Raw genomic sequence first — 22,474 nt, 5'->3', positions numbered from 1 at the left:
CCGGTAACGTTCACTGCTACAGATGTATTCATTATGGAATTATCTCCGTCGCAATCTTCGCCGATAACAGACACAACGGAATGCCTCCGCCCGGATGCACACTGCCGCCTACAAAGTACAGGTTATCGAACTCCCGCGAGAAGTTGGCGTGGCGCAAAAAGGCCGCAAAGCGGTTGTTGGAGCTGTTGCCGTAAAGGGCACCCTGCGAACTGGATGTTTTGAACTCAATACTGCGCGGGTCCAGAATGGCTTCGGTTTCAATCAGGGGAGCTATATCGACGGCCAGGTTATGGCTCAGTTTGCGAATGACATTCTGCCGCGCTTCGGCAATGATGGCATCCCAGTCCTGACCGGTGTTGTTGGGGGCATTCAGCAGGATAAACCAGTTTTCGCAGCCGGGAGGAGCATCGTCGGGCTTGTGCTTGGAGGTGATGTTGAGGTAAATGGTCGGGTCGTGGTATAGCTCATGCCGCCGGAACAGGTAGTCGAACTCAGTTTTGTAATCGTTGCTGAAGAAGATGTTGTGCAGCCCTAGCTGCGGAAACGTCTGCCGGATACCCCAGTAGAAGATCAGGCCCGAACTCGACTTCGGCTGTTTCAGAATCCGCTCCGGCTGCCGGGCGTTTGGCAGCAGCTTCCGGAAGGTATTCACCACGTCCATGTTGGAGATGACTACGTCGAAAAGCAAGGGGCCTGGGGCAGGGGGCAGGGAGAGACTGGTTGTTTGGCCTCTATGCTCCACACGAAGCTCCACCACACGTTTTCCCTCCGTCATAACCTCCGTCACGCGGGTGTTGTAATAAAACCGCACGCCCAGGTCTTCGGCCAGCTTAACCAGGCTGTTGGTGATGCCGATCATCCCTTCTTTGGGGAAGAAAGCGCCGATGTTGTACTCCAGATGCGGGATGATGTTCATCAGCGCGGGGGTCTGGTACGGATCGGAGCCGTTGTAGGTGGCGTATCGGTTGAAGAGTTGCACCAGCTTAGGGTTCCGGAATCGCCGTTCGTTAGCTCCATTCATGGTCCCGAACACACCCAACCGGGGCAGATGCCAGTAGCCCCGCAGGGCATCCCGGTTGAGCCAGGTGGAGGCTTTATGCAGCGACCGATGCAGGAAAAGTTTTTCGGTTACGTCGAATTTGCGGGCGCTATCCTGTAGGTGGGCATGCAGGTGTTCGGCCGGCTCGCCCAGCTTTTCTGCCACTTCCCGGCCGAAGGCGTCGTGATTGGCCCAGGCGGTCAGGTGGGTACCATCGTCCCAGAAATAGCGGCAGGTTTCGTCAAGCCGGATATAGGAAAAATAGTCCTGAGGATTGCGGCCGGCCAGCCGGAACAGTTCATCGACCAGGTGCGGCATGGTAAACAGGGAGGGGCCGGCATCAAACCGGTATCCATTCTGGTCAAAGCTGGACAGCTTACCGCCGGGGTAGGTGTTCGCTTCAAAGACATCGACCGAGTAGCCTCGCACAGCCAGCCGGATCGAAGCCGCAATGCCGGCAATCCCGGCACCAATTATGGCAGCATTCATTTTTGAGTTATGAGTTATGAATTAAGCGTGAAGAATTAAGAATTATTGGATGACTGGTAATTCTTAACTTTTAACTCATAACTTATCATTATTTCCGTGGGTAGTAATACAACGAAACGGCGGCCGCATTGTTCCGTTCGCTCAGGGTAAAATAGCCGCTTCCCAGCCGGTCGAAGCAGACGGCCTCTCCCTGAGGCTCAATACGGTAGGGCAGCGTGCGGTATGAGCGCTTTTGCAAAACGTCGGCCAGCAGTTCATTGCCCTGCCGCTTCCAGTACAGAACGCCCAGGTAGGTTCGCAGCAGGATCTCGCTGCCATCGGGCGAAATGTCTCCGCCCGTAATACCCGATACCAGCGGGATGGCCCCGTAAGCCTGCGCGGTAATCACGTCTGTTGTGCTTTGCGGATAGGGAAGCCGGTACAGATGTACATTTTCTTCCCGTTTGGTAACAATCCATAGATCACTGGTTTTAGGGTCCAGCAGCAGGGCCTCGGCATCGCGGGGACCGTCGGGGTAGCGAAACGTAATCCGGTCTACCTGGGTCACGGCGTCGGTCAGGCTTTTGGGTTCGGGCAGCCGGTAGATGGTGCAGGTTGGATATTGAGCGTTGTTATCCCCAATATCGCCAAGGTAAATGTAGTTGACTCCCGACTGTGGGCCGGGTCCCATAGCCATATCCTCCCAATCCCGGTTTTGGGCGTTTGGGACGGGTACTCTGCCCTTGATCTTGCCATCGTGACCCAGAAGTACCAGGTCGTTTGGATTACCGCTGTCTTCCTCAACCCACAGATTGCCGGGCATACTGCGGCTGTCGACAACACCCGATGCTTCGTCGATCTGACCGGGCTGAATCGCCGAAATAGTCGGATTGCTGGAAAACTGCGCTTCCTGCGTCTGGACACCCACCAGGTTGCAGGACTGGAGCAGTACGGTGAAAACGGATATCGTGAGGGTAAGGCGCATGAACAGCTGATGTCAAAAGAGTCGCTAAATAAAGTAATCTGGGCCGGTAAAGGTTTACGTACCCTATGAATTTTATACAGAAGTAGAACGGAAGGGCAGACTTCTTATCCAAAGGTAGCGCGTAAAGTCCGTATCTTTGACTTTCAGAAGCGTTACCGAACCTAATCTATGCAACGTAAATCTTATTTCATCGACTCTATGAAACGCCTATTGCTGCAACGGGCAGGCTGGTTCCTGCTGCCGGCATTGCTTTCGGCACCGGCTTTACAGGCGCAGGACGCTGCCGGCTACCAGACACCCCCCAAGGCCCTGGCCGATCTGGTGAATGTACCGCCGACGCCGACCGTCAGTGTCACATCCAAAGGCGACTACCTGCTCATTATGGAGCGGGCGGCCAATCCGACTATCGCCGAGCTGTCGCAGCCGGAACTCCGGCTGGCTGGTCTGCGCATCAATCCGGCTAATAACGGGCCGAGCCGCGTTAGTTATATAAACGGCCTGACACTAAAGAAATTATCGGGTAAAGATGAAGTGGCCATCAAGGGGCTGCCGGCCGAGCCGCGTATCAGCTACGTGCAATGGTCGCCCGATGAAACCCAGATTGCGTTTGCCCAGTCGACCGACAGTAAAATTGAGCTGTACGTGGCCGATGTAGCCTCAGCTACCGCCCGGCGCGTGACCAATCTGGCCCTGAATGCTGCCTATGGCGTACCCTTCCGCTGGGTCTCCGACAGCAAAAGCCTCGTGGCCAAAACCGTACCGACCAGGCGCGGCCCGGCTCCGGCCGAAAGCCGCGTGCCGACCGGTCCCACCGTCCAGGAGAACCAGGGCACCAAAGCCCAGGCGGCTACCTATCAGGACATGCTGAAGAACCCCTCCGACGAGAAACTATTTGAGTACTACGCCACGGCGCAGGTGGTCCGGTTGGGGCTGGACGGCACGGTACAGGCTATTGGGCAGCCGGGTATGGTGCAGGATGCCGCGCCCTCGCCCGATGGCCGGTTCGTGCTGATCGAAACCTCGCATCGGCCGTTCTCGTACCTGGTGCCGGCATACCGCTTCCCGCTGAAGTCGGAGGTGTATGCCATCAACGGCACTTTACTAAAAACGTTGCACAATAGCCCGTTGCAGGAAAATATTCCCTGGGGACCCGATGCCGTACAGACTGGGCCGCGCAGCTACGAATGGCGGGCCGATGTTCCGGCTACCATCACCTACGTAGAAGCCCAGGACGGGGGGGACCCCAAGCGCAAAGTAGAGGTTCGCGATAAAGTATATATGCTGGAAGCGCCGTTTACCGCCCAGCCCAAAGAAATCTACGCGGCTGCTAATCGCTTTACCGGCTTCGAGTGGGGGAACGAAACCACCGCCATCGCTACCGAACGCTGGTACCAAACCCGCAAATCCGTAACCCGGATTGTCAATCCGGCCACCTGGCAGGCCACCCCATTGTTTGATCGCTCCTCGGAAGACCGATACGGTAATCCCGGCCAGTTTGATACCCGCAAAAACCAGTTCGGCCGCGAGGTGCTGAATATCCTGCCGAACAACGAGATCCTGATGGTGAACGCCACCGGTGCCTCACCCGACGGCGACCGCCCATTTGTGAGCGTATTGAACCTGAGCACCAAACAGACACGGCCACTCTGGCGCTCCGAAGCCCCGGTGTTTGAACGCCCAATTGCCGTGCTGGATGCCGCCAAAGGCCTGATTCTGACCACCCGCGAAACACAGGAAGAAAACCCGAACTACTATGTCCGGAACCTGAACGCAAAGAAAAAGACCAACCCGCTCACGCAGGTCACCTCCTTCCCGCACCCGTATCCGCAGTTGAAGGGCATTCAGAAGCAGCAGCTTCGGTATAAACGCAACGACGGTGTCGATCTGACGGCTACGCTGTATCTGCCGGCCGGCTATAAGAAAGAAAACGGACCGCTGCCAACCTTCCTGTGGGCCTATCCGGCCGAGTTCAAGAGCAAAGATGCCGCCGGGCAGGTAGCTGGTTCGCCCTACCAGTTCAACCGTGTGTACCCGATGGGAGCCGCCATTTTTGCGGCTATGGGGTATGCCGTGCTGGATAATGCGGCTATTCCCATTGTAGGCGAGGGTGACAAGGAGCCCAACGATACCTATGTAGAGCAGCTGGTTGCCAGCGCCAAAGCGGCCATCGACGAGGGCGTCCGGCTCGGCGTAGTTGACCCCAGCCGGGTCGGTGTCGGTGGGCACTCGTACGGGGCGTTCATGACGGCCAATCTGTTAAGCCACAGTAACCTGTTCCGGGCCGGGATCGCCCGCTCGGGTGCCTATAACCGGACCCTGACGCCGTTTGGCTTCCAAAACGAGCAGCGGACCTACTGGCAGGCGCCGGAGGTCTACAACCGAATGTCGCCGTTTATGAACGCCGACAAGATGAAAACGCCCCTGCTGTTGGTGCACGGCGAAGCCGATAACAATACGGGAACCTACCCCATTCAGTCGGAGCGGTATTACAATGCGCTAAAAGGCTTCGGGGCTACTACCCGGCTGGTGTTCCTGCCGTACGAAAGCCACGGTTACACGGCCAAAGAATCTCTGCTGCACATGCTGTGGGAGATGAACGGCTGGCTGGATAAGTACGTGAAGAACGCTGATGCCTCAACGACCACTAAAACGAGTACAGTAGGGGGGAGTAAGTAGGCAGTGGGCAGTTTGCAGTCGGCAGTTTTGGCGGGAGGGCGAGAGTTCTCCCGCTTTGTTTTGAAAATTAATCAAAAAAGCAAAATGGATGTAGTCTCAGTAAGGACAGCGGCTTCAGAACCGGATTATTCTTTTGCCTGTATCCTGAATTAGCTTTTCCAACTTACCACCAGGGCTAGCATGAGCAATCAGAACTTCATCGGCCAATTCAATCATAAGTTGGTTGCGAATAAGAGCAGTCTGTTCTGTAACTCGGGTAACAGTCTCTTTAAAAGGAGAAATTATTAACAAGCGACCCTGATTTAAAGCCATTTGAAAATCTGGATCAAGCTGCTTTTTCATTCCACGGGCTAATACCAGAATGATTGGTTGTGTACCTTTAAGCAAATAGTGCAGTACGTCCTTTTCTATTTGGCTATGAAAGCCAGAGATAATGCAACGACCTGCTTCCCGTTGCGCTATAGCCCAATCGTAAGACCGTAAGACTACACTAGCCGGGTACCGTTGGGAGCATAGAAAAGCGGTTTTGGGCAAGGATATTAAGTTTGTATTGCCAAGTTGGGAGACGATACTTATCATTGAATTTGAAAATAGCACCTTCGCGTTCCCAATTGGCTAACGAATCAGAGAAGAACTGATTAAAACAGAAAAGCTTCCGGACGACTAGAAGCTTTTAGGGAGAAATTTCATCATTCCGGTTGAGTGGCTGCCTGCTCTTCTTTTCGAGACTGTTTAGCCATTGCAACAAAGTTAACTGGTTGTAGCAAAACGGGTCTTAAGCCTGCTTTGACTGAGGCTGAGGCAAAGGCCTCTCTCACAAAAGGGAATAATATAGCTGGTGCATTTATATCACAAAAGTCACGAATAATTGTTTCGTCAATCTCGCCGGTAACCCGAAAATCACCCACTAAGTATACTTTACCTTCTATAAAGGCTGAACTTTCAACTGATTGCTTGAATATTGTATTTAGATAGACTTTACACAAATCATTATCGCGAGAGGTAGACAGTTTTATGTCAACTTCAGCGCCATTTTCATCGTAAGCTTCTGGCAGAACTTCATCACGCCTAAAATGACTCTCTAAAGTAGTGATGCTTTCTAAGCTAAATTTTGTAGGGCTCATTTTTTTACACTATTAGGCTGCCATGGCATACTTGTAGTCACCTGCCTCAAGTTGATCCTTACTTTTGTTAGATACAGTTTGTAAGCCTTTTAAACCGTAACTTACTAATTGGCTTTGCTCCAAACACGCATAAATATCGCCCGCACCCATTGTAGGGGTACTCAACTCGTGGGTTTCTGCTACCGCTGTGAAAATGGGAGTTGGTGTCCGGATATAAGGATTATTACACGTAAATAAAAGACCTTCACCTGGGAACTCCTTAATAAATTCAACTACTGTATCACCTTCTGCTTCCAAATACTCATCTGATTCATATAATTCAGCAGGAGCAACCTCTACGATATGCTGATCGACCAACGCATCATAACCATATATGAAGGACATATGTGGAAATCTGGAGGCCAGGTTTTGTAAAAGGTTAATTATTTTACTTTTTGCTGCTTCCATAGTTGGTTGGTGTTAAGTTATATACTTCTGTGAGCAAATTTCGTGCCTTGAGAGCTTCATCATAAACGAATTTGCTGGTCCATTCGTCTATCTCTTCTTCTTGATAGTCAGCTTTGTGACGTAGGTTCCGTAAGGTCTCCATATGCCGGTTTAGTCTGCCAGCAAATTTTGTGCTTGGCTTTTGTTTCTGATCAAGCTCTCTAAGTTTTTCAACAAATTGGTTAGTTGTTTCTTCATGGCTACCTTTAGTACTACCCAAAGCACGCCATTTGCGAGTGTCATTTATGCCAAATTTTTCTTTTAACAAGAAGATAACCAGTTGAAAACAAGCATAGTAAGCGCAGTGAACACTTGCAGCGTAACATTTGTGTTGATTGATTAACTCGCTGGCGGCCCGGATGTTTTCGTCTGATTTGGCGCGTAAAATGCTCATAAAGGTCACGAATGTACTACAACTATTCTAAATATCTATGAACCAGTTCCTATATGGTAGAATTTGGAATAGCGTAAGCATCAAGCCAGCACCAGGCTTGGTTTCAGTTGAAGTTTGTCTTTTAGCTCCTGCGGTAGGGAGGCCCAGTGCTCAATCAGCAAATCGACCAGTTGGCGGCCGTTGACGGTACCAATGCGCGGGAAACCGGGTTCTGTAGCTGCTTCTAATGCCGCAGGGTGGAAGTTGCAGGTGGTTACGAAAGCTCCCTGCGCCCCAGTGGGGATACTTGCCCTGAGTGCTTTCAGAACATTTGCTTTGATGCGGTCCTCAAGATTTTGGTGGCGCTTTACCTGCACAACTAGCGTAATCTTGGCTAAATTGGCAATATTAAGCTCTCCCCGGATGTCAACACCACCGTCGTGGGGCTTACCCGTGTGCTGGGCCTCAAAGCCAATGGCGGTAAGTAGTTCGGTTACCAATAACTCGAACTCGGTAAAGTCAAGTTCTACCAGCCGCTTTAGAATGGCTTCGTCGTGGCTTTGGGTCTGGGCCACAGCGGCCGGAGGGGCCAACTGGGGTTTGTTTATTGCCTCAAAGAACTCAGTAGCCTGACTTACTTCAAATACCGCCAACGATGACTTTAGGGTGCTTTGCAGCGGAACCGATAACGTGCTGCGCCGGATGGGTTGCGGTGCCCACTGAACTTTCTTGCGCTGCACAAAGGGGCAGCCATCGCTTGCATCTCCCAGATAATACGGCTTTGGCTCAATGGTTCCGTAGTGCAGCAGCTCGCTGTTGGCTGCCGGGGTGATAATGTAGTCACCAGGTTGTATGTCGAATAGAAAGCGGGCAATCTGGCCGACCTGCTGGCCCACAACCAGGTTGCTGATGTCTTCTGGGTTTTCCTTCCGGTAGAGAGGGTACAACTCTTCGCGGCTGGTGATGGCAGACAGGTCTGTGGTAAGCCAACCGATAGCGGCATACCCTCCATTGATAAAGTGATTAGTGTATTGGCCGCTATTGGCGCGGAGACAGTAAATTTTAGGCATATTTGGGAGTATAGCGGAGATAAGCCGTTAGTTAGATTATGGATGTGGTTAGGCTACTCTTCGTCACCTTCGGCATCTCTACCCATGCGGTACTTTATGTCGTAGTTGATAATAAAATCCATCTCTTCCGGCGTGAAGCCGTAATGTTCTGCCAGTACTTTGTCAATCTCGTCAATTATGGTTTTGGAGTATTTAGGGTAAATGCATTGAATATTTAGCGTACCAATGTTACGGTAAGACATAGCCTGCATTTTAGAGTTTTGTCTAATGTTCGCCATCAAGTCTGTTGACAGTTCTTCAAATTTTTTTGTCAGGGATTGCTTTATCCTATCAAAATCAAAATTGATACCTTGAACTTCTCGATGATTCAAGTTCCGACAATCTGACCATACAGTTAATAGCCAATAGAACAGTGATGAATTAAGTAGGCATAAAAAAACTGCTTTCTGTTGTGCGGTATTTAAGCAAATAGCTTTTAGTTCGGATGGTTCTCTAAGTTGCCCAGTGCCGTCATATATCTCTGGAATGAAATCCAAAATCTGTACAAAGCCACTAAGTTTGCGGGTGTAATATATTTTATGGCTACCCGAGACACTTATATAATTTGCTAGCTTCGGCTTGTTACTGAGGACTTTTGTATAGATACGAACAGCAGTCAATGTGCCCATCTTGGGAATCATGCCTCCTCTACTTAACCCAGATACTTGTTCGTACGATATGAGCGGAAACAAGTTTTGTCTTACTTCGGTATGCCACTTCAAGTAGTTAGTTGAATAAGCAGTCTGCTGCTTTTTGCCTGTTTTCTGCACAAGAACAATAGTGAGACGTATGTGTTCCAAACCCTCAAATAACTTACCTGGCCGGTCGTTAAAACAGCTTATTATTAACTCGCCTTTGTTTGTCCAGAGGGATTGCAACGATTCATAACGTTCTGTACAGACTGAAGCTACAGGTATGATAAATCCTTTTTTACCACCTATTTTCAATATCGCTAATGAACGTTCACTGCAAAAGGCGTAAAGATTTCCGCATTCAATAGTCTGATAATTTAACAGCTTGTACAATTTGATGTCTTTGTATTCCACATAGGGTGGATTTCCAATAATTACATCAAACCCTCCACGGCTTTTTACAATCTCGTAAAACTCAGCAAGCCAGTGAAAGGGTTTATGGCTGGCACACCATTCCGTAAACTTTATACTGGCATACTGCTTATGCAGCAATTGATTCAACGATTCGTTCAATTCTCTCAGCCGGTCACGCAGGTCGTGCTTCGCGTAGCGCAGGTCTTCATAATCGTCCTGGCCGTGGGTTAGCTGAATGTCTTTATAGCGGTCAAAAGCCATAGAGACCAGTTCCATTTTCTCCTCAATGCCTGGCTTGGCTATGACTCCATCAATGGTGTACTGCAAGCCACGGTCCAGCTCACTTTCAGTGGCAAAACCGATAAGGGTGTTTCCAGTGCGGATGTTAAAATCAACGTCGGGTAGCGGTTCGAGGCCAAGGTTATCTGCTTCGTAGTCGGGCTCTACGGTAGCTACCAGTTTCAAAAACAGCCGGAGTTTGGCAATTTCGGTGGCCTCCCGCATAATGTCTACCCCGTAGAGATTTTGCAGGATAATGCTTTTGTAAATAAAATACCGCAGGTTAGGATGCTGCGGATTGCGCACGTAGCTCAATATTTTTCGGAACTCATCGAAGCTGTTGCGGAACGTTTGGCGGTCGGCGGCATTCAGGCGGTCTTCCTCCTCCACAAACGTCTGCATTCGCATCAGACAGGTTTCGTAGAGCGGCTCCAGAATGTTAAGGGCCGCAAACAGAAACGCTCCCGAGCCGCAGGTAGGGTCCAGTACGGTTACGGATTCCAGCGCCCGGTAAAAATGAAGAATCAGCTTAGGGTCGGCCGTGTTTTCGAGCACATCTTGCGCAAACTGCCGGATGTTCAGGTTATACGTAATGAAGTCATTGATGGAATTAACATCGCCGTTGGCAATACGAGCCGACACCTCGGCGTAGCGCTTACGCCGTTCAATGACCTCGCGCCAGATTTCAGTCGGCAGTGCCACCTCAGCCGGAGCCGGCTTATTCCACTCCCGGCGTTTCTCCAGCAGGTCAGGCTGGTTGGGGTTCAGCCCCTGTTCTATGTTTGCCGGTAAGTTATGCTCAACCCCATGTTTAACCGCTTCGTAGATATACGTATCACCTGATAGGCGAAGCTCGGCAAACGCATCGGTAAAGGAATTGGCGTACCGGCGCTGAGTTTCATCAAACAGATACGGGATAATGCAATTTTTACCGATGTAGTCGGTAATGTCTTCTTTGGTGTAATAGGCACCCATTCCGGCGCGGTCGTTGATGTACCGCTCAAAGATGTAGCCGATTACATCGGGGTTTATTTGTTTTCCATCGGCCGTATGCCGGTCATCGAGGTGCCAGTTCCATTGGTCAAAGAAACTGAATAGGCCTTCAAACGCTTTATCGTCAATCTGAATAGTGGGGTAAGCTTCTTCTAATTCGTGTTTATCGAAGAAGCCGCCATTCAGGTACGGAACGAGACCAACTTCCTCGAATAATTCCGGAGTACGGTCAGGCGCACCGAGTCCGTGATGAAACAGCACCAGCAGAAAATCCCGGTAGAAGGTATAAAATTTATTTTTACCGCGCTTTTCCTGGCAGCGTTTCAGGCGGCTGCTGAGGTAGTTGAGGTCACTATCCAGAAAGCCTTTCTTCTGGATGAAATAACAGAACATCAGCCGGTTGAGCATAAGCGAAGCATACCACTCCCGGTTTACCTGGTCTTCAATGCCTTCTATAAATTTCAGGAAAGCGGTGTGTTCGCGTTTAAATCCTTCGTAGAACTTCTTGGTAACCTTCTCGGCATTCTGTTCAAAGTTAGCCGCCACCCGCTGGCGGATGTCGACAATGGTAATGTTTCCTTCTTCATCGAGGGAGATAAACAGGCCGGCCGCCCGCTGGTAGAGCAGTTCGGGAGCCTGGTTTTTGTTCCAGCGTGTTTCGACCAGCCGGAGCGGCTGCCCGGCCCGGCGCACCGGTACCTGCCAGAGCTGCTCATGCTGGCGAGCGTCGGTATAAATAATAAAATGCTCCTGATAAAGCTTAACCACTCGCGTATGAATCTGCTTGCGGGTAGCATAATCAGGAATACGGCCATCGGCCTGTGGTGAGCAAAGCAGAATTTTAAAGCCCTGTTTCTCGGTAATGGGCGTAATCACAAAGGTTTCTTTGCCGATGACGACAGACGAAGGGTTAGTACGGTCGCGGTTCCAGCCTATATCGATAAACAGCTCTTTGAACCGAAACGCCTGAATATATTGGGTAAACTCCTGTTTAGTAATTGACATAAGGAAGGTTAGGATTCGGGTATTAAGAAGGTTGAGTAAGGCCCATTGAGCAAACAATATAAGGGTCTTTCCGGACGGGGCCATCGTCGTCCGTCAGGCATAATTTCGCTTCTTCGCGGAGCGACACGACCAGATTGACCAAATCCATATCGCTGATGCCGTTACGAAGCTGCCGGTTTATGGTTTCCCGCGCAAACTCGGTAAGTGGGTACTGGTAAATATCGTCAACGGCCCGTTTTAAGGCATCGTTGATAAACAGCGTACCTGCGTACTCCTGGCAGTAGCGGTCGAGCTGCATATAGGTCCGGTACCGAACCCCCGTTTTCTTGCCAAGTGTACCGGCCGTGCTGGCATCAGCGGCCTGGGCCTGTTCGAGACTACGTTCAACCAATTCGTAGTGATTGTCGGGCCGGGGCAAAGCGGGGGTGTTTGGTTCACACTCTGCCAGCCTCAAAATGCGGTGTTGCGACTGAGTGAGAACGTTACCCTCCTGGTCAATATACGTCAGCACATCATTTTCCTGCGCGGTGCGGGTGTAAACAATGGCTCCGGAGCGGGTTTGGTCCATTCTGTTACTATTTAAAAGCTTGGTAGAATGCACCACGTTGGGCAGGTCCGGAATAATCTGGTTCAGCTTAGGGTTAACCTCAAGCGCATCTCTCCAAATCTGGTAGGCATACGAGGCCAGGTCAATCTCGGTATCGTCTTCGTTATCGTCGAGTACACCGGCCCGTTCGGCATAGAGGTCATGCAGCGCAACCGGGTCACCGTCGAAGAACACCTCATCGGAACCGACCACCTCAGCGTTCTCCTGAATGCGCTGCCGCAGCCGCCCCCGAAGGTTAATAATTTGTTCGATACCGTCTTCGGGCAGAAACGAGTAGCACAGGATTTGCTCTGCCTTCTGACCAATTCGGTCTACCCGGCCTGCCCGTTGAATAAGCCGGATAATGGCCCACGGCAGGTCGAAATTAACTACGATATGGGCATCCTGAAGGTTCTGCCCTTCACTCAGTACATCACTGGAAATCAGGATGCGTAATTCGTGGCTGGTACAGGTAATCTCAGGTCGCTCATTGCTCTGCGGGCTGAAACGGTGAGCCAGTTCGGTAGGGTTATCGCTTTGGCCTGTTACATCCATCAGGTTCTTAATACCCCGCTTTTTTAGCTCTTCGGCTACGTAAAAAGCAGTATCGGCAAATTGGGTAAAAACCAGGATTTTCTCGTTGGGATGTGTTTTGATGCACAAATCGCAGAGGGCGTTTAGCTTACGGTCATTCTCCGCTTTCCAGTCGCTGCTTCTGTTTAGGATGCTCAGCAAGGCCCTGACATCTTCAACAAGGTGGGTTCTGAGATTGGATTTGAAAACACCGGGGCGAATCCAGTTGAATTTTTTAATGAATTGGGGAGACGCATACAGGTTATAAACCTCTGCCGCTTTTTGTTTATAGCCGTCCTCTCTGTACAGAATAACCGGATATTCGTTACCGGCATCATCCGTATCTGTGTCCTCCAGGTAGCCATCAAGCTGATTCACTATAGACTTACCAATAGGCAACGGCAGATTATTGTCAATGGCGTGAATAAACACGGCGTTGCGCAGAATATGCCGGGCCAGCGAAAGCAGAAATGCCTGACCGCTGCTTTCGAGCCGTTTGAACAAATTGGTGCGACTGAAGCCCATCAGCCGGCGTCCGGCACGGGATAGATTACGTACAATCCGTTCCTCATCTGGTTTGAGTGGAAACGGTAGTATGGCAGCCTTATAGTTATCTAAGCCGTATCGGGGTAAATTCAGTTGATTGATAACATTGACCACATCGGCTGAGTACAATCTGGCGTACTGGTCTGTTGCGCTTGTCGGGTCGAACGGAAATTGGACAGCTTTGGGTATCCTGTCCGGGAAGTACGAACGTCGGCCATCGGAGAAGGTCAGGTACGACCGGCCATTTGTTGGGTCAATAGTGCCGTACTTATTTTTAATAAAGCTTCGGGTCCGCCGGACTGTATAAAGGCGCATTAATTCCTGCCAGTCTTCGGCAATATCGCTTTGCTCAAAAGCCTTAATACTACGTAGTGGTATATCAGCGTGACTTAAGGCAAACTGCTGTGGCCCCCCAAGCCTCCGAATGTAATTTTCTGGGCTAATACCCAAGTCGGAGTCATCGTTGATGAACAGACCAAACTGATTGGCTAAATCGAGGTATGTTTTGTTGTAGGGGGTAGCAGAAAGCAGCAAAATCTGACTGTCGTTGTGCCGGATGTATTCACGAATTTGCTGGTAACGCCGTCCCTCACGGTTACGCAGGTTATGACTCTCGTCAATAATAACCAGCTTATGACGTCCTTTAGGCATTTGGTTTAACACCTTGCTGACAGACAAAATCTCAGCTTTCAGACTATACTTGTCCCGGTACTTTTGCCACATAGGCACGAGGTTTTTCGGGCAGATAATAAGGGTGCTGGCGTAGCCTTCCATCTCTATGATTTTGGCTACCGCACTGGCTGTAATCGTTTTCCCTAAGCCAACTACGTCGCCAATCATAACTCCGCCCCGCTTCTTGAGCGTATTAGTCGCCATTTTGACGGCTACCTGTTGGAAGGGCAGCAGCTCTTTCTCAAAAACGGGTGGAATACTGAAAGCACTTAAGCCTGCGCGGGCATCCTGTGAGAGGTGGTAAGCAATTTTCAGATAGATGTAGTAAGGGGGGAGGAGTTTAGCACTGGCCCAACTCTCGTCAATAATGTCGGCTAAATCGTCGGTAATATCTAAGCACCAGCGTTCTTTCCAACGGTCGTTAAACCACTTCTCCAGTTTCTTGGAGGCATCCTGATCGGTAATGTCAACATTCAGTTCGCCTTGCTTAGCTAAACCGGCCAGCGTTAAATTACTACTGCCGAGATAGCCGATTTTGGGTGTGATCGTATCATGGCGAAAAGCCAGATATAATTTGGCGTGAAGCTGGTGTTTAAGAAACAGTTTGACGACTACCTTTTTGTCGCGCAACTGCTGACTGAGGAGACGCAGATACTTTTCGTCGGTGGCAGTTGGCAGACCAATAGTTAACTGGTCTTTAAACTCCCGGGCCAGGCTGCGTTTAATTTTGACAATCTCTGACTGGTCTAACTCGTCTTCGTGTTTGTTGAAGTGTTCCCGTAAGACATCGATAGGTAGCTTCTGCATACCCACCAGCAACCGACAATAGCGAAGAACAGGCTTATTGTTTTCTATTGCAGTGTCGCCAGGAAGCTTTTCTACTTTCTCGACGACTTCTTTCCAACCCCGGAGATTAAAATATCCGACACAGAAATCCGCCCTTTTAGAAACGTCCAGTACATCGTTTAAGCCCTTGGTTAACCAATTTTCAATATTATCGTAAATAGTAGGCATTGGTAATTTGTAGTGTGGAACAGAAAAGTGGTTACAATCTAAAGCATGTACTACAAAACTCAAAATATTATCTTTTGTAAATACTTTTCAGGTTACAGGGGTAGCTGTCTGTATAGACGAAGTTGGCTTATCACAGACGGTATCTCCCTACGTAATCCACGCTCTACATTGCTGAACTTCCGGTTTTGGTGTAGCTTTGCGGCACCAAAACCGGCAAGTTCGCCGGGACCACCACGACTTTTTCCGGCAGCAATGCCGGCTTACCGATATGCTGCGAACGCACACCTGCGGAGAACTCCGCCTTGAGAATGTAGGTACTGAAGTGTCGCTGACCGGTTGGGTTCAGCGCATCCGCGACAAAGGCGGAATGATCTGGATTGACCTGCGCGACCGCTACGGCATCACCCAATTGATGCTCGAAGAGAACCAGACCGCGCCTGAGGTCATCGAAACTGCCCGTGCGCTGGGTCGCGAGTTTGTGGTGCAGGTAACCGGAACGGTCATTGAACGCAAGTCGAAGAACCCTAACCTGCCGACCGGTGATATTGAGATTCAGACCCAAAGCCTAACGGTGCTGAACCCCGCCAAACTGCCGCCTTTCCTGATCGAAGATGATACCGACGGGGGTGACGAACTGCGGATGAAGTACCGCTACCTGGACCTGCGCCGGAACAGCGTTCGCAAAAACCTGGAACTGCGGCACCGCATGGCGCAGCACACGCGTATTTACATGGATGCCCAGGAGTTTATTGAGGTTGAAACGCCGGTGCTCATTAAGTCGACGCCGGAGGGGGCGCGGGACTTTGTGGTACCCAGCCGGATGAACCCCGGCGAGTTTTACGCCCTGCCGCAGTCGCCCCAGACGTTTAAGCAGTTGCTGATGGTATCCGGCTTTGACCGGTACTACCAGATTGTGAAGTGCTTCCGCGACGAAGACCTGCGGGCCGACCGGCAGCCGGAGTTTACGCAAATCGACTGCGAGATGTCGTTTGTGGAGCAGGAAGACATTCTGCAAATGTTTGAAGGGCTGATCCGCCACCTGTTCAAGATGGTGAAGGGCATCGAACTGGGCGAGGTGCCCCGCATGACCTATGCCGACGCCATGCGGTTCTACGGCTCCGATAAACCCGATACCCGCTTCGGGATGCAGTTTGTGGAGCTGAAAGGTACGTTTGATACCGTCGACCTGACTTCCGGCAAAAACTTCGGCGTGTTCGACGCAGCCGAGCTGGTAGTGGGTATCAATGTGCCGGGTGCCGCCGGCTACACCCGCAAGCAGATCGATGAACTAACCGAGTGGGTGAAGCGGCCACAGATCGGTGCCAAAGGCTTGGTGTATGTTCGCTACAACGAGGACGGTACTATTAAATCATCCGTCGATAAATTTTATTCGGAAGAAGACCTGAAGCACTGGGTAGTAGCCTTCCAGGCGAAGCCCGGCGATCTGATGCTGATTATCTCCGGCGATGCCGCTAAAGCCCGCAAGCAGCTCAACGAACTGCGGCTGGAGATGGGTAGCCGTTTGGGCCTGCGCAAGCCGGATGAGTACAAGGTACTCTGGGTGCTGGATTTCCCGCTGCTGGAGTGGGGCGAAGAGGAAGGCCGGTGGTTTGCCATGCACCATCCGTTCACATCGCCCAAGCCCGAAGACATTCCGCTGCTTGACAGTAACGACAACATTAAACTTGGGGCTATCCGGGCCAACGCCTACGATATGGTTATCAACGGCACCGAGGTAGGCGGGGGCTCCATCCGGATTTTTAACCGCGACCTGCAGGCCAAAATGTTCAGTCTGCTTGGCTTCTCCGACGAAGAAGCCAAGGCTCAGTTCGGTTTTCTGATGGATGCCTTCGAATACGGTGCTCCGCCACACGGCGGCATTGCTTTCGGTTTCGACCGGCTGTGCTCGCTCTTCGGCGGGGCCGATTCCATCCGCGACTTCATCGCTTTCCCCAAAAACAACTCCGGGCGCGACGTCATGATCGACTCCCCCTCGCCGATCTCCCAGAAGCAGTTGGATGAATTGAGTATCGGGGTGGTGAAGAAGTAGAACGATGAATGATAAACGATGGATGGAATCACTGCGAAGCTCATTCATCGTTTATCATTCATCATTCATCGTTAGAAAAGCTTCTCGTTCGGTGGTTTGATGCCTTTCATCCGGATGTAAATGGTGGTTTGCCCCCGGTGGTGCGTCTGGTGCTCAAAAGCTTTGGCAAAGGCCAGTTCGCGGGGCATGTCGCGGTTGAAAACCTTTACGGTTTCGCCCATCTGAGTATCGTTCATCCCTTTCAGCGCGTCGATGGCAAAGTCGTAGCTTTCCAGCACCACTTTCGACAAAGCAGCTTTGGTTTTCATGTCGTCCATCTTCTCCAGGTTTTTGCCCTGGTACGGATTGGCTTTTCCGCTAGCGGCCGCCACAAAGTTGAAGTTACCGTTGGCCAGGTGCAGCATCTGCTCGGCAAACGTCCGGATCTCCGCATTAGGCTTGTAATTGACACCGTCTTCGGGCATGGTATCCAGGTACTCCTTCGTAAATTCTTTGGCCCGCTGCCAGTCGGCAACCATCTGGCTGACGGAGCCAAGGGGCGTAAAACTGGTTAGCGTGAGCAGCACCAGCGTAAGCAGGCCGGTCAGGGCAGGTAAAAATTGGCGTTTCATTCGATCTGTATAGTTAACAGGTTGAACGTCAAAGTAAGATATTCTCCCCCGAAAAAAGAAGCTATTCCCTGAGGAATGTTTTATCGGCTCCGTTTCCGGCTTGTATTCCGACCGTTGCTTCATCTTACGAAATCTGGTATAACGGTAAATAAATAAGTGGCAGAACGTGACACCATTCTGAGTATATTTAATGGTAAATTACGTAGGTCATAAACTAAAACGAGTAAGATAAACGTATTTACGTCTAAATCTGCTCCCAGAACATGCTTCTTCCGTCTGAACAACAGCGTTATCAGAAACACCTGAACCTGCCTGAATTAGGTGCCGAGGGTCAGCTTAAGCTTAAAAATGCCAGCGTTCTTGTCGTTGGCGCGGGTGGCCTGGGCTGTCCGGTATTGTTGTATCTGGCAGCCGCCGGCGTGGGTACCATCGGCGTTGTCGACCCCGATACGGTAGACATCAGCAATCTCCAGCGGCAGGTGGTGTATACAACAGACGAAGTAGGGCAGCCTAAAGCTAAAATGGCGGTTGGGCACCTGAAGAAGCTGAACCCGGAAATCTCGTTTGATACCCATACCCTGGCACTGGATCACAGCAACGCCCGGTCTATCGTACAGAACTACGATATTGTGGTCGACTGCACCGATAACTTTAAAGTTCGCTATCTGGTCAATGACATTTGCGTGGTTATGAACAAACCCTTTGTGTACGGGGCCATCCACCGGTTTGAAGGGCAGGTAGCCGTGCTGAACGCCGACCTGGGCGACGATCGCCGGGGGCCTACCTATCGCTGTCTGTTTCCCGAATACCCCAATGAGATGGAGATACCGAACTGTGCCGAAACCGGGGTGCTGGGTGTGTTGCCGGGGGTAATTGGTACGTATCAGGCTAATGAGGTTATCAAGCTCATCACCGGCATTGGCAAGCCGCTCTGCGAACAATTGCTGACGGTGGATCTGCTGGCCATGACCTCGCACAAAATAAAAGTGAAGCGCCGGCCCGATGCCGATGAACTGGCGCATCAGGGCATAGCTGCCGGTATGCGGTCCACGACAACGGTGACGGGTCCACAAAAAATGTCGGTTCACGAGCTCGCCGACCGGCTGGCCAAGGGCGAAGACATCTTTTTGCTGGACGTTCGCGAGCGTCTCGAATACGAAATGTGCCACCTGGATGGGGCCGTTCTGATTCCCATCAGCATTATTCCCCACAACATCAAGCGCATTCCAACCGACCGGCCGGTGGTGGTGTACTGTCACCACGGTATGCGCAGTGCCAACGTTGCCAGCTATCTGTTTACCCAGGGTGAGTTCACCAATCTGTACAATCTGGACGGTGGCATCAATGCCTGGGCGCGGGAGATTGAACCCGATATGGCTGTCTATTGACAGCAGGTGGTTGGCGGGCACAGTATCGTGATGAACCATTTCCTCATTTCCGGTCTTACCTGCTTTGTTTTCCGGAAAAGTAACGGTAGATTAACCTCCCTTTATAGTTGAACAAGTGCGGCAATTCAACGTTATAGAGAAATATGATGTCAATCACACAAATTATCAATCTGGTTCAGCGGGCCGATACGCCCCCGGATAAGGTAAGGCCGGCACCTGCCAATCATACCGCCACCAGTGCGGCTTATGACGACGAAGACGGAGCCGTTATGCGGGCCATTGCCGAAGCCGCCCGGCTGTATCAGGAGAAAAGGAGCAGCGGGTATCAGCCGGATAAAACGGAGTAAGTAATAAAACCTCTACTATAGCAAATGCCCTCAGTGTAACACTGAGGGCGTTTCGTTTTTACGAGAGTTCCGGTTGTTATTTTTGATACGAATACGTAGCGTTCATGGTACCGCCTGCGCCGGTTGTGCGTCGGGTGAGCGGATAGCCGTCGGCGTTGTAGGTGTACGAGTACTGCTCGCGGCCAGTCAGTTCATAGCCGTCGCGGTTCTTCAACACTTTCAGACCGGGGTTATTTACCTTGAAGACTACACCAGGCAGATACGGGTTAACCTCGGTCAGGTTTTCTACGAACTTTTTATCATCGTAGTTGCTGTACAGAATGCTGAAATCCAGTTTGTACTCGCCCGTTTCGAGGTTGCGGTTGAACAGGCTCCGGTTGGTCAGGTTACCCTTCGTGTCGTACTCGAACGTGGTTTTGCTTTCAAAGCGCCTATTCTGCGACACGTTGATGGTGACATCGTACGAAGCCGTCAGCCGGTCTACGGCGTACTGGTAGGTGTGCGAACCAATCAGCTCATTATAGCTATTGTACTCTTCGGTTTTCACCACTTTATCACCTTCGTAGAAATACTTTACATACGAACCGTGGTTCCGGTTCAGCCGTACCAGCCGCTTGTTGGCATCGTACTGGAAGTCGGACGTAAATTTCTGGATGTAACCGTCGGCCGGGTTGTACAGATACTGGTTGTGGTAACGGCTTATTGCGCCATCGGCATTGTAGGCTACTTCGTGATAATCATTGGCGCTGTACGACAGCTTTTTCAGCTTCAGCACCGTGCCGGCCGGATACTCCGGGTCTTTCGTTGGATCGGTTTGCTGATTGCCGGTATTGCTATCCGGCTTACTGATTGGGTCCGGTTTGGTAACATCCGGCTGCTTAACGGGTACCGGTTCGCCCTCCGGTTTGCAGGAACTGAGCAGAAATAAAGCCACGATAACTCCCATCGCGGGCTTTACGAGTGATGTTGAACGAAACATGTGTTGTGTGGATAGTGTGTTCTTCCAAAGGCGTCAGGTGCAGATAAACAGCCTGCGTCCTTTGAATAATGCAAAGGTAAAGCAGGTTTTGACAAGGAAAAAGTCAAAACCAGGCAATTGAGTAAACGGTAAGACTGATTAGGCCAACGGCAGAAAAAAGAGGAGTAAGGCCGTAGAGGCTCAAATGAGTAAGAAACGCTTTTGGGCGGCCTGTGGGTTTATTGCTCCTCAACCGTATTAGCACCTAATTCATTGAACAGCGTCTGCCAGTACTGCGTCACGGCTGGGTTGTTCTCTCTCACAGAAGCATTCGGCTCAAAGGGCAGAATCATAGTAATGTCGGGATTACCCAGGGTGTACCGCTTTAGCTGTTCCGCATCGGCTTTGGCCCACTGCTCAGCCTGAGCATTATCGCGGGGCGGATTGGTATGAAAATCGCGCCGGCCGGTGCCCTTCATGCTCTCGACCATATCGCTGAGGTAGTAGACTTTTACCATTGCCCCGCTTTCGCCGGCTTTGGCAATCACGGGCAGACTGGCCCAGATGTCGGTCTGCTGGTTCGAGGTATTGGTATTCTGCTGCGCCAGTTTCGACCATACCTGCTGTCGCATATTGGTACGCTCGCGCTGCAGCGACAGGTCAAAGGCGGTTTGGGCGGCTTCGCGGTCGGTGGCATTAGCCTGACCTATATCGTCCATTTCGGTGCGGGTTGTCAGGCTCAGCGCCCGGCCTTTGGCCGTATTTTCGTGAATGAAGTAGACCTCCAGCTTGTCACCCTTGTCTTTTATGTTTTCGTCGATAATGGACGTAACAGCCTGCCGGTATTTCTGGTCTATATAGGCCTTATTCGTGCTGACACTCTGACTCTTATCAACAAAAATAAGCGTATAAGTAGGCGTTAACGGGCTGCCTGCCTGACCAGCCTCTTTATCGCTATCCGAAGAACAACCGGTCAGGAACAGCAACAGGGCACAACCGGCCAACATCTTTTTCATGGTCTGAATCCTAGTAGATTTTAGATGCTGGACGTTGGACCTTAGACTTCTGACGGCTCTACCACCTTATCGTTGTTGTCTACATCCAACGCCTAACATCTAATGTCCAACGTCTAAAATCTTACTGCACCCCCAGCGATTGCCGAAGCACGGTATCGGCGGGGGTATTATGGTTCCAATAATCTGTTTGAATAGTCTTCTGTAAAACCGCCCGCGACGTCAATGGTTTATTCCGGCTCAGGGAGGTTTCCTCCCAACCTGCAATCCGGTGCGGAAAGGCATTTTCAAAAAGAATGGTCAGGGTATGGCCGTCTTCCTTGTAATCGACCGTGTAGCTTTTCAGGCCGGAACCGGGAAATGTGTTGCCGGTATAATCGGCCAGGGTAGCGGTCGCATCCAGCACGCTCAGGGTCTTGTGCCGTAGCCGGGCCGATTGCGTTGCGGGGATGAGCTTGATGGCACCCACCGGTAGTTTGTCCGGCGTCAGCCGGATCAGCGTCCAGAGTTCATCTTCCAGCAGCGCTTTGCTGACCCGGTAATCGTCGGTTACTTCGTTCTCGAAATACGAATGGCCGCTCACCTGATAGCCACTGCTGCGGTAGTTGAGCTGTAGGTAGCTATGCCCGCACCACTCCTGCACCGAAGTACTTACTTTGAGCGTGTTGGGGAAAAGCTTCCGGTCGATGGGCGTAAAGACGGAGGTGTACACCGAATAATCGTAGATGCCCGTCACAAACTTCCGGATCGCGTTCAGCTTTAGGACGTTGGTAGCCCGGCCTTTGCCCTCGTCGGTTTCGGCTTTTACCTGTTTGTCGGTGCGAAAATCCTCCGTTACAAACACCAGTACGGCTTCGCCGGGATTGATGGCCCCGTACTGCGCCTGTTGCAGCGTATAGCGGTTCAGCTCCGCCTTGCCCGTATGCCAGTAGGCGCTGAAATCGGCAGGGGACTGGGCCGTAGCCGTCGGCGCGGCCGGCGTAGTCTGGTAAATCGTGGCCCGCATGGCAACGGCAAATACTACCGACAGCAGGACGATAATCAGCAGGAAATTCTTTTGGATGAACATAGATCAGTTTCGACGTTCAAAGTACCGATGCTTTTCGCTATCTTACAACTCCTTATTGTTCTCT

General features: G+C 51.1%; 17 protein-coding genes. 4 read left to right on the top strand and 13 right to left on the bottom strand.

The window, feature by feature from the left end; translation table 11 throughout:
* Positions 1 to 31 precede the first annotated feature (31 nt).
* Together crtD and ABD931_RS15065 are read right to left on the bottom strand one after the other, a co-directional pair.
* Positions 32 to 1,528, bottom strand: coding sequence for a 1-hydroxycarotenoid 3,4-desaturase CrtD (crtD, locus tag ABD931_RS15070; RefSeq protein ID WP_345268507.1), 1,497 nt, complete (start codon positions 1,526 to 1,528; stop codon positions 32 to 34).
* A gap of 88 nt (positions 1,529 to 1,616) precedes the next feature.
* On the bottom strand, positions 1,617 to 2,492 hold the full coding sequence (locus ABD931_RS15065) for a PE-PGRS family protein (RefSeq protein WP_345268505.1): 876 nt from the start codon (positions 2,490 to 2,492) through the stop codon (positions 1,617 to 1,619).
* 168 nt (positions 2,493 to 2,660) lie between these two features.
* Between ABD931_RS15065 and ABD931_RS15060 the strand changes: the two genes are divergently transcribed.
* Positions 2,661 to 5,168 (top strand): S9 family peptidase, encoded by a 2,508-nt coding sequence (locus ABD931_RS15060; protein WP_345268503.1) that lies wholly within the window; start codon positions 2,661 to 2,663, stop codon positions 5,166 to 5,168.
* Positions 5,169 to 5,282: 114 nt separating this feature from the next.
* On the opposite strand, the gene ABD931_RS15055 is transcribed toward ABD931_RS15060, so the two are convergent.
* The 7 genes from ABD931_RS15055 to ABD931_RS15025 all read right to left on the bottom strand — a co-directional run bounded on the left by ABD931_RS15055 (position 5,283) and on the right by ABD931_RS15025 (position 14,767).
* The gene (locus ABD931_RS15055; protein WP_345268501.1) at positions 5,283 to 5,510 is read right to left on the bottom strand and encodes a hypothetical protein; all 228 of its coding nucleotides are present in this window, start codon (positions 5,508 to 5,510) and stop codon (positions 5,283 to 5,285) included.
* A 347-nt stretch (positions 5,511 to 5,857) separates the two neighbouring features.
* Positions 5,858 to 6,292 (bottom strand): protein-export chaperone SecB, encoded by a 435-nt coding sequence (locus tag ABD931_RS15050; protein ID WP_345268499.1) that lies wholly within the window; start codon positions 6,290 to 6,292, stop codon positions 5,858 to 5,860.
* Positions 6,293 to 6,304: 12 nt separating this feature from the next.
* Positions 6,305 to 6,739, bottom strand: a complete 435-nt coding sequence (locus ABD931_RS15045; protein ID WP_345268497.1) for a hypothetical protein — start codon at positions 6,737 to 6,739, stop codon at positions 6,305 to 6,307.
* Complete coding sequence (locus ABD931_RS15040; protein WP_345268495.1) at positions 6,720 to 7,172, bottom strand: hypothetical protein; 453 nt, start codon at positions 7,170 to 7,172, stop codon at positions 6,720 to 6,722. The genes ABD931_RS15045 and ABD931_RS15040 overlap by 20 nt, the downstream gene beginning before the upstream one ends.
* An 80-nt stretch (positions 7,173 to 7,252) precedes the next feature.
* Positions 7,253 to 8,221 carry a restriction endonuclease gene (locus ABD931_RS15035; protein WP_345268493.1) on the bottom strand — a complete coding sequence of 323 codons (969 nt, stop codon included), beginning with the start codon at positions 8,219 to 8,221 and terminating at the stop codon, positions 7,253 to 7,255.
* A 53-nt stretch (positions 8,222 to 8,274) separates the two neighbouring features.
* Positions 8,275 to 11,583 (bottom strand): Eco57I restriction-modification methylase domain-containing protein, encoded by a 3,309-nt coding sequence (locus ABD931_RS15030; RefSeq protein WP_345268491.1) that lies wholly within the window; start codon positions 11,581 to 11,583, stop codon positions 8,275 to 8,277.
* Positions 11,584 to 11,605: 22 nt separating this feature from the next.
* Positions 11,606 to 14,767, bottom strand: a complete 3,162-nt coding sequence (locus ABD931_RS15025; protein WP_345268489.1) for a helicase-related protein — start codon at positions 14,765 to 14,767, stop codon at positions 11,606 to 11,608.
* 475 nt (positions 14,768 to 15,242) lie between these two features.
* Between ABD931_RS15025 and aspS the strand changes: the two genes are divergently transcribed.
* Positions 15,243 to 17,024 carry an aspartate--tRNA ligase gene (gene aspS, locus ABD931_RS15020; RefSeq protein ID WP_345268487.1) on the top strand — a complete coding sequence of 594 codons (1,782 nt, stop codon included), beginning with the start codon at positions 15,243 to 15,245 and terminating at the stop codon, positions 17,022 to 17,024.
* A gap of 71 nt (positions 17,025 to 17,095) precedes the next feature.
* On the opposite strand, the gene ABD931_RS15015 is transcribed toward aspS, so the two are convergent.
* Complete coding sequence (locus ABD931_RS15015) at positions 17,096 to 17,635, bottom strand: DinB family protein (RefSeq protein WP_345268485.1); 540 nt, start codon at positions 17,633 to 17,635, stop codon at positions 17,096 to 17,098.
* A gap of 263 nt (positions 17,636 to 17,898) precedes the next feature.
* Here ABD931_RS15015 and moeB point away from each other — a divergent pair, with 263 nt between their 5' ends.
* Together moeB and ABD931_RS15005 are read left to right on the top strand one after the other, a co-directional pair.
* Positions 17,899 to 19,023 carry a molybdopterin-synthase adenylyltransferase MoeB gene (gene moeB, locus ABD931_RS15010; RefSeq protein WP_345268483.1) on the top strand — a complete coding sequence of 375 codons (1,125 nt, stop codon included), beginning with the start codon at positions 17,899 to 17,901 and terminating at the stop codon, positions 19,021 to 19,023.
* Positions 19,024 to 19,166: 143 nt separating this feature from the next.
* Positions 19,167 to 19,370 (top strand): hypothetical protein, encoded by a 204-nt coding sequence (locus ABD931_RS15005; RefSeq protein WP_345268481.1) that lies wholly within the window; start codon positions 19,167 to 19,169, stop codon positions 19,368 to 19,370.
* A 76-nt stretch (positions 19,371 to 19,446) separates the two neighbouring features.
* Here the strand turns inward: ABD931_RS15005 and ABD931_RS15000 are convergent, their stop codons facing one another.
* The 3 genes from ABD931_RS15000 to ABD931_RS14990 form a co-directional block, all read right to left on the bottom strand.
* Positions 19,447 to 20,349: a hypothetical protein gene (locus tag ABD931_RS15000; RefSeq protein WP_345268479.1), complete on the bottom strand. Its 903-nt coding sequence runs from the start codon at positions 20,347 to 20,349 to the stop codon at positions 19,447 to 19,449.
* Between the two features lie 218 nt (positions 20,350 to 20,567).
* On the bottom strand, positions 20,568 to 21,344 hold the full coding sequence (locus tag ABD931_RS14995; protein WP_345268478.1) for a hypothetical protein: 777 nt from the start codon (positions 21,342 to 21,344) through the stop codon (positions 20,568 to 20,570).
* Between the two features lie 121 nt (positions 21,345 to 21,465).
* Positions 21,466 to 22,410, bottom strand: a complete 945-nt coding sequence (locus ABD931_RS14990; protein ID WP_345268476.1) for a hypothetical protein — start codon at positions 22,408 to 22,410, stop codon at positions 21,466 to 21,468.
* Positions 22,411 to 22,474 lie beyond the last annotated feature (64 nt).

Origin of the sequence: Nibrella viscosa (assembly GCF_039541875.1) — a bacterium.
Lineage (GTDB): Bacteria > Bacteroidota > Bacteroidia > Cytophagales > Spirosomataceae > Nibrella > Nibrella viscosa.
Note: the sequence above shows the minus strand (reverse complement) of the source record. Positions and strands in the feature narration are given on the sequence as shown.

Bases quoted from the DNA above. Each gene is read 5' to 3' on its own strand.
- ABD931_RS15005 (WP_345268481.1), top strand. From the start codon at position 19,167: ATGATGTCAATCACACAAATTATCAATCTGGTTCAGCGGGCCGATACG.
- ABD931_RS14990 (WP_345268476.1), bottom strand. From the start codon at position 22,410: ATGTTCATCCAAAAGAATTTCCTGCTGATTATCGTCCTGCTGTCGGTA.
- ABD931_RS15055 (WP_345268501.1), bottom strand. From the start codon at position 5,510: ATGAAAAAGCAGCTTGATCCAGATTTTCAAATGGCTTTAAATCAGGGT.
- ABD931_RS15040 (WP_345268495.1), bottom strand. From the start codon at position 7,172: ATGAGCATTTTACGCGCCAAATCAGACGAAAACATCCGGGCCGCCAGC.
- ABD931_RS15030 (WP_345268491.1), bottom strand. From the start codon at position 11,583: ATGTCAATTACTAAACAGGAGTTTACCCAATATATTCAGGCGTTTCGG.
- ABD931_RS15045 (WP_345268497.1), bottom strand. From the start codon at position 6,739: ATGGAAGCAGCAAAAAGTAAAATAATTAACCTTTTACAAAACCTGGCC.
- aspS (WP_345268487.1), top strand. From the start codon at position 15,243: ATGCTGCGAACGCACACCTGCGGAGAACTCCGCCTTGAGAATGTAGGT.
- ABD931_RS15015 (WP_345268485.1), bottom strand. From the start codon at position 17,635: ATGAAACGCCAATTTTTACCTGCCCTGACCGGCCTGCTTACGCTGGTG.
- crtD (WP_345268507.1), bottom strand. From the start codon at position 1,528: ATGAATGCTGCCATAATTGGTGCCGGGATTGCCGGCATTGCGGCTTCG.
- ABD931_RS15000 (WP_345268479.1), bottom strand. From the start codon at position 20,349: ATGTTTCGTTCAACATCACTCGTAAAGCCCGCGATGGGAGTTATCGTG.
- ABD931_RS15025 (WP_345268489.1), bottom strand. From the start codon at position 14,767: ATGCAGAAGCTACCTATCGATGTCTTACGGGAACACTTCAACAAACAC.
- ABD931_RS15065 (WP_345268505.1), bottom strand. From the start codon at position 2,492: ATGCGCCTTACCCTCACGATATCCGTTTTCACCGTACTGCTCCAGTCC.
- ABD931_RS14995 (WP_345268478.1), bottom strand. From the start codon at position 21,344: ATGAAAAAGATGTTGGCCGGTTGTGCCCTGTTGCTGTTCCTGACCGGT.
- ABD931_RS15060 (WP_345268503.1), top strand. From the start codon at position 2,661: ATGCAACGTAAATCTTATTTCATCGACTCTATGAAACGCCTATTGCTG.
- moeB (WP_345268483.1), top strand. From the start codon at position 17,899: ATGCTTCTTCCGTCTGAACAACAGCGTTATCAGAAACACCTGAACCTG.
- ABD931_RS15035 (WP_345268493.1), bottom strand. From the start codon at position 8,221: ATGCCTAAAATTTACTGTCTCCGCGCCAATAGCGGCCAATACACTAAT.
- ABD931_RS15050 (WP_345268499.1), bottom strand. From the start codon at position 6,292: ATGAGCCCTACAAAATTTAGCTTAGAAAGCATCACTACTTTAGAGAGT.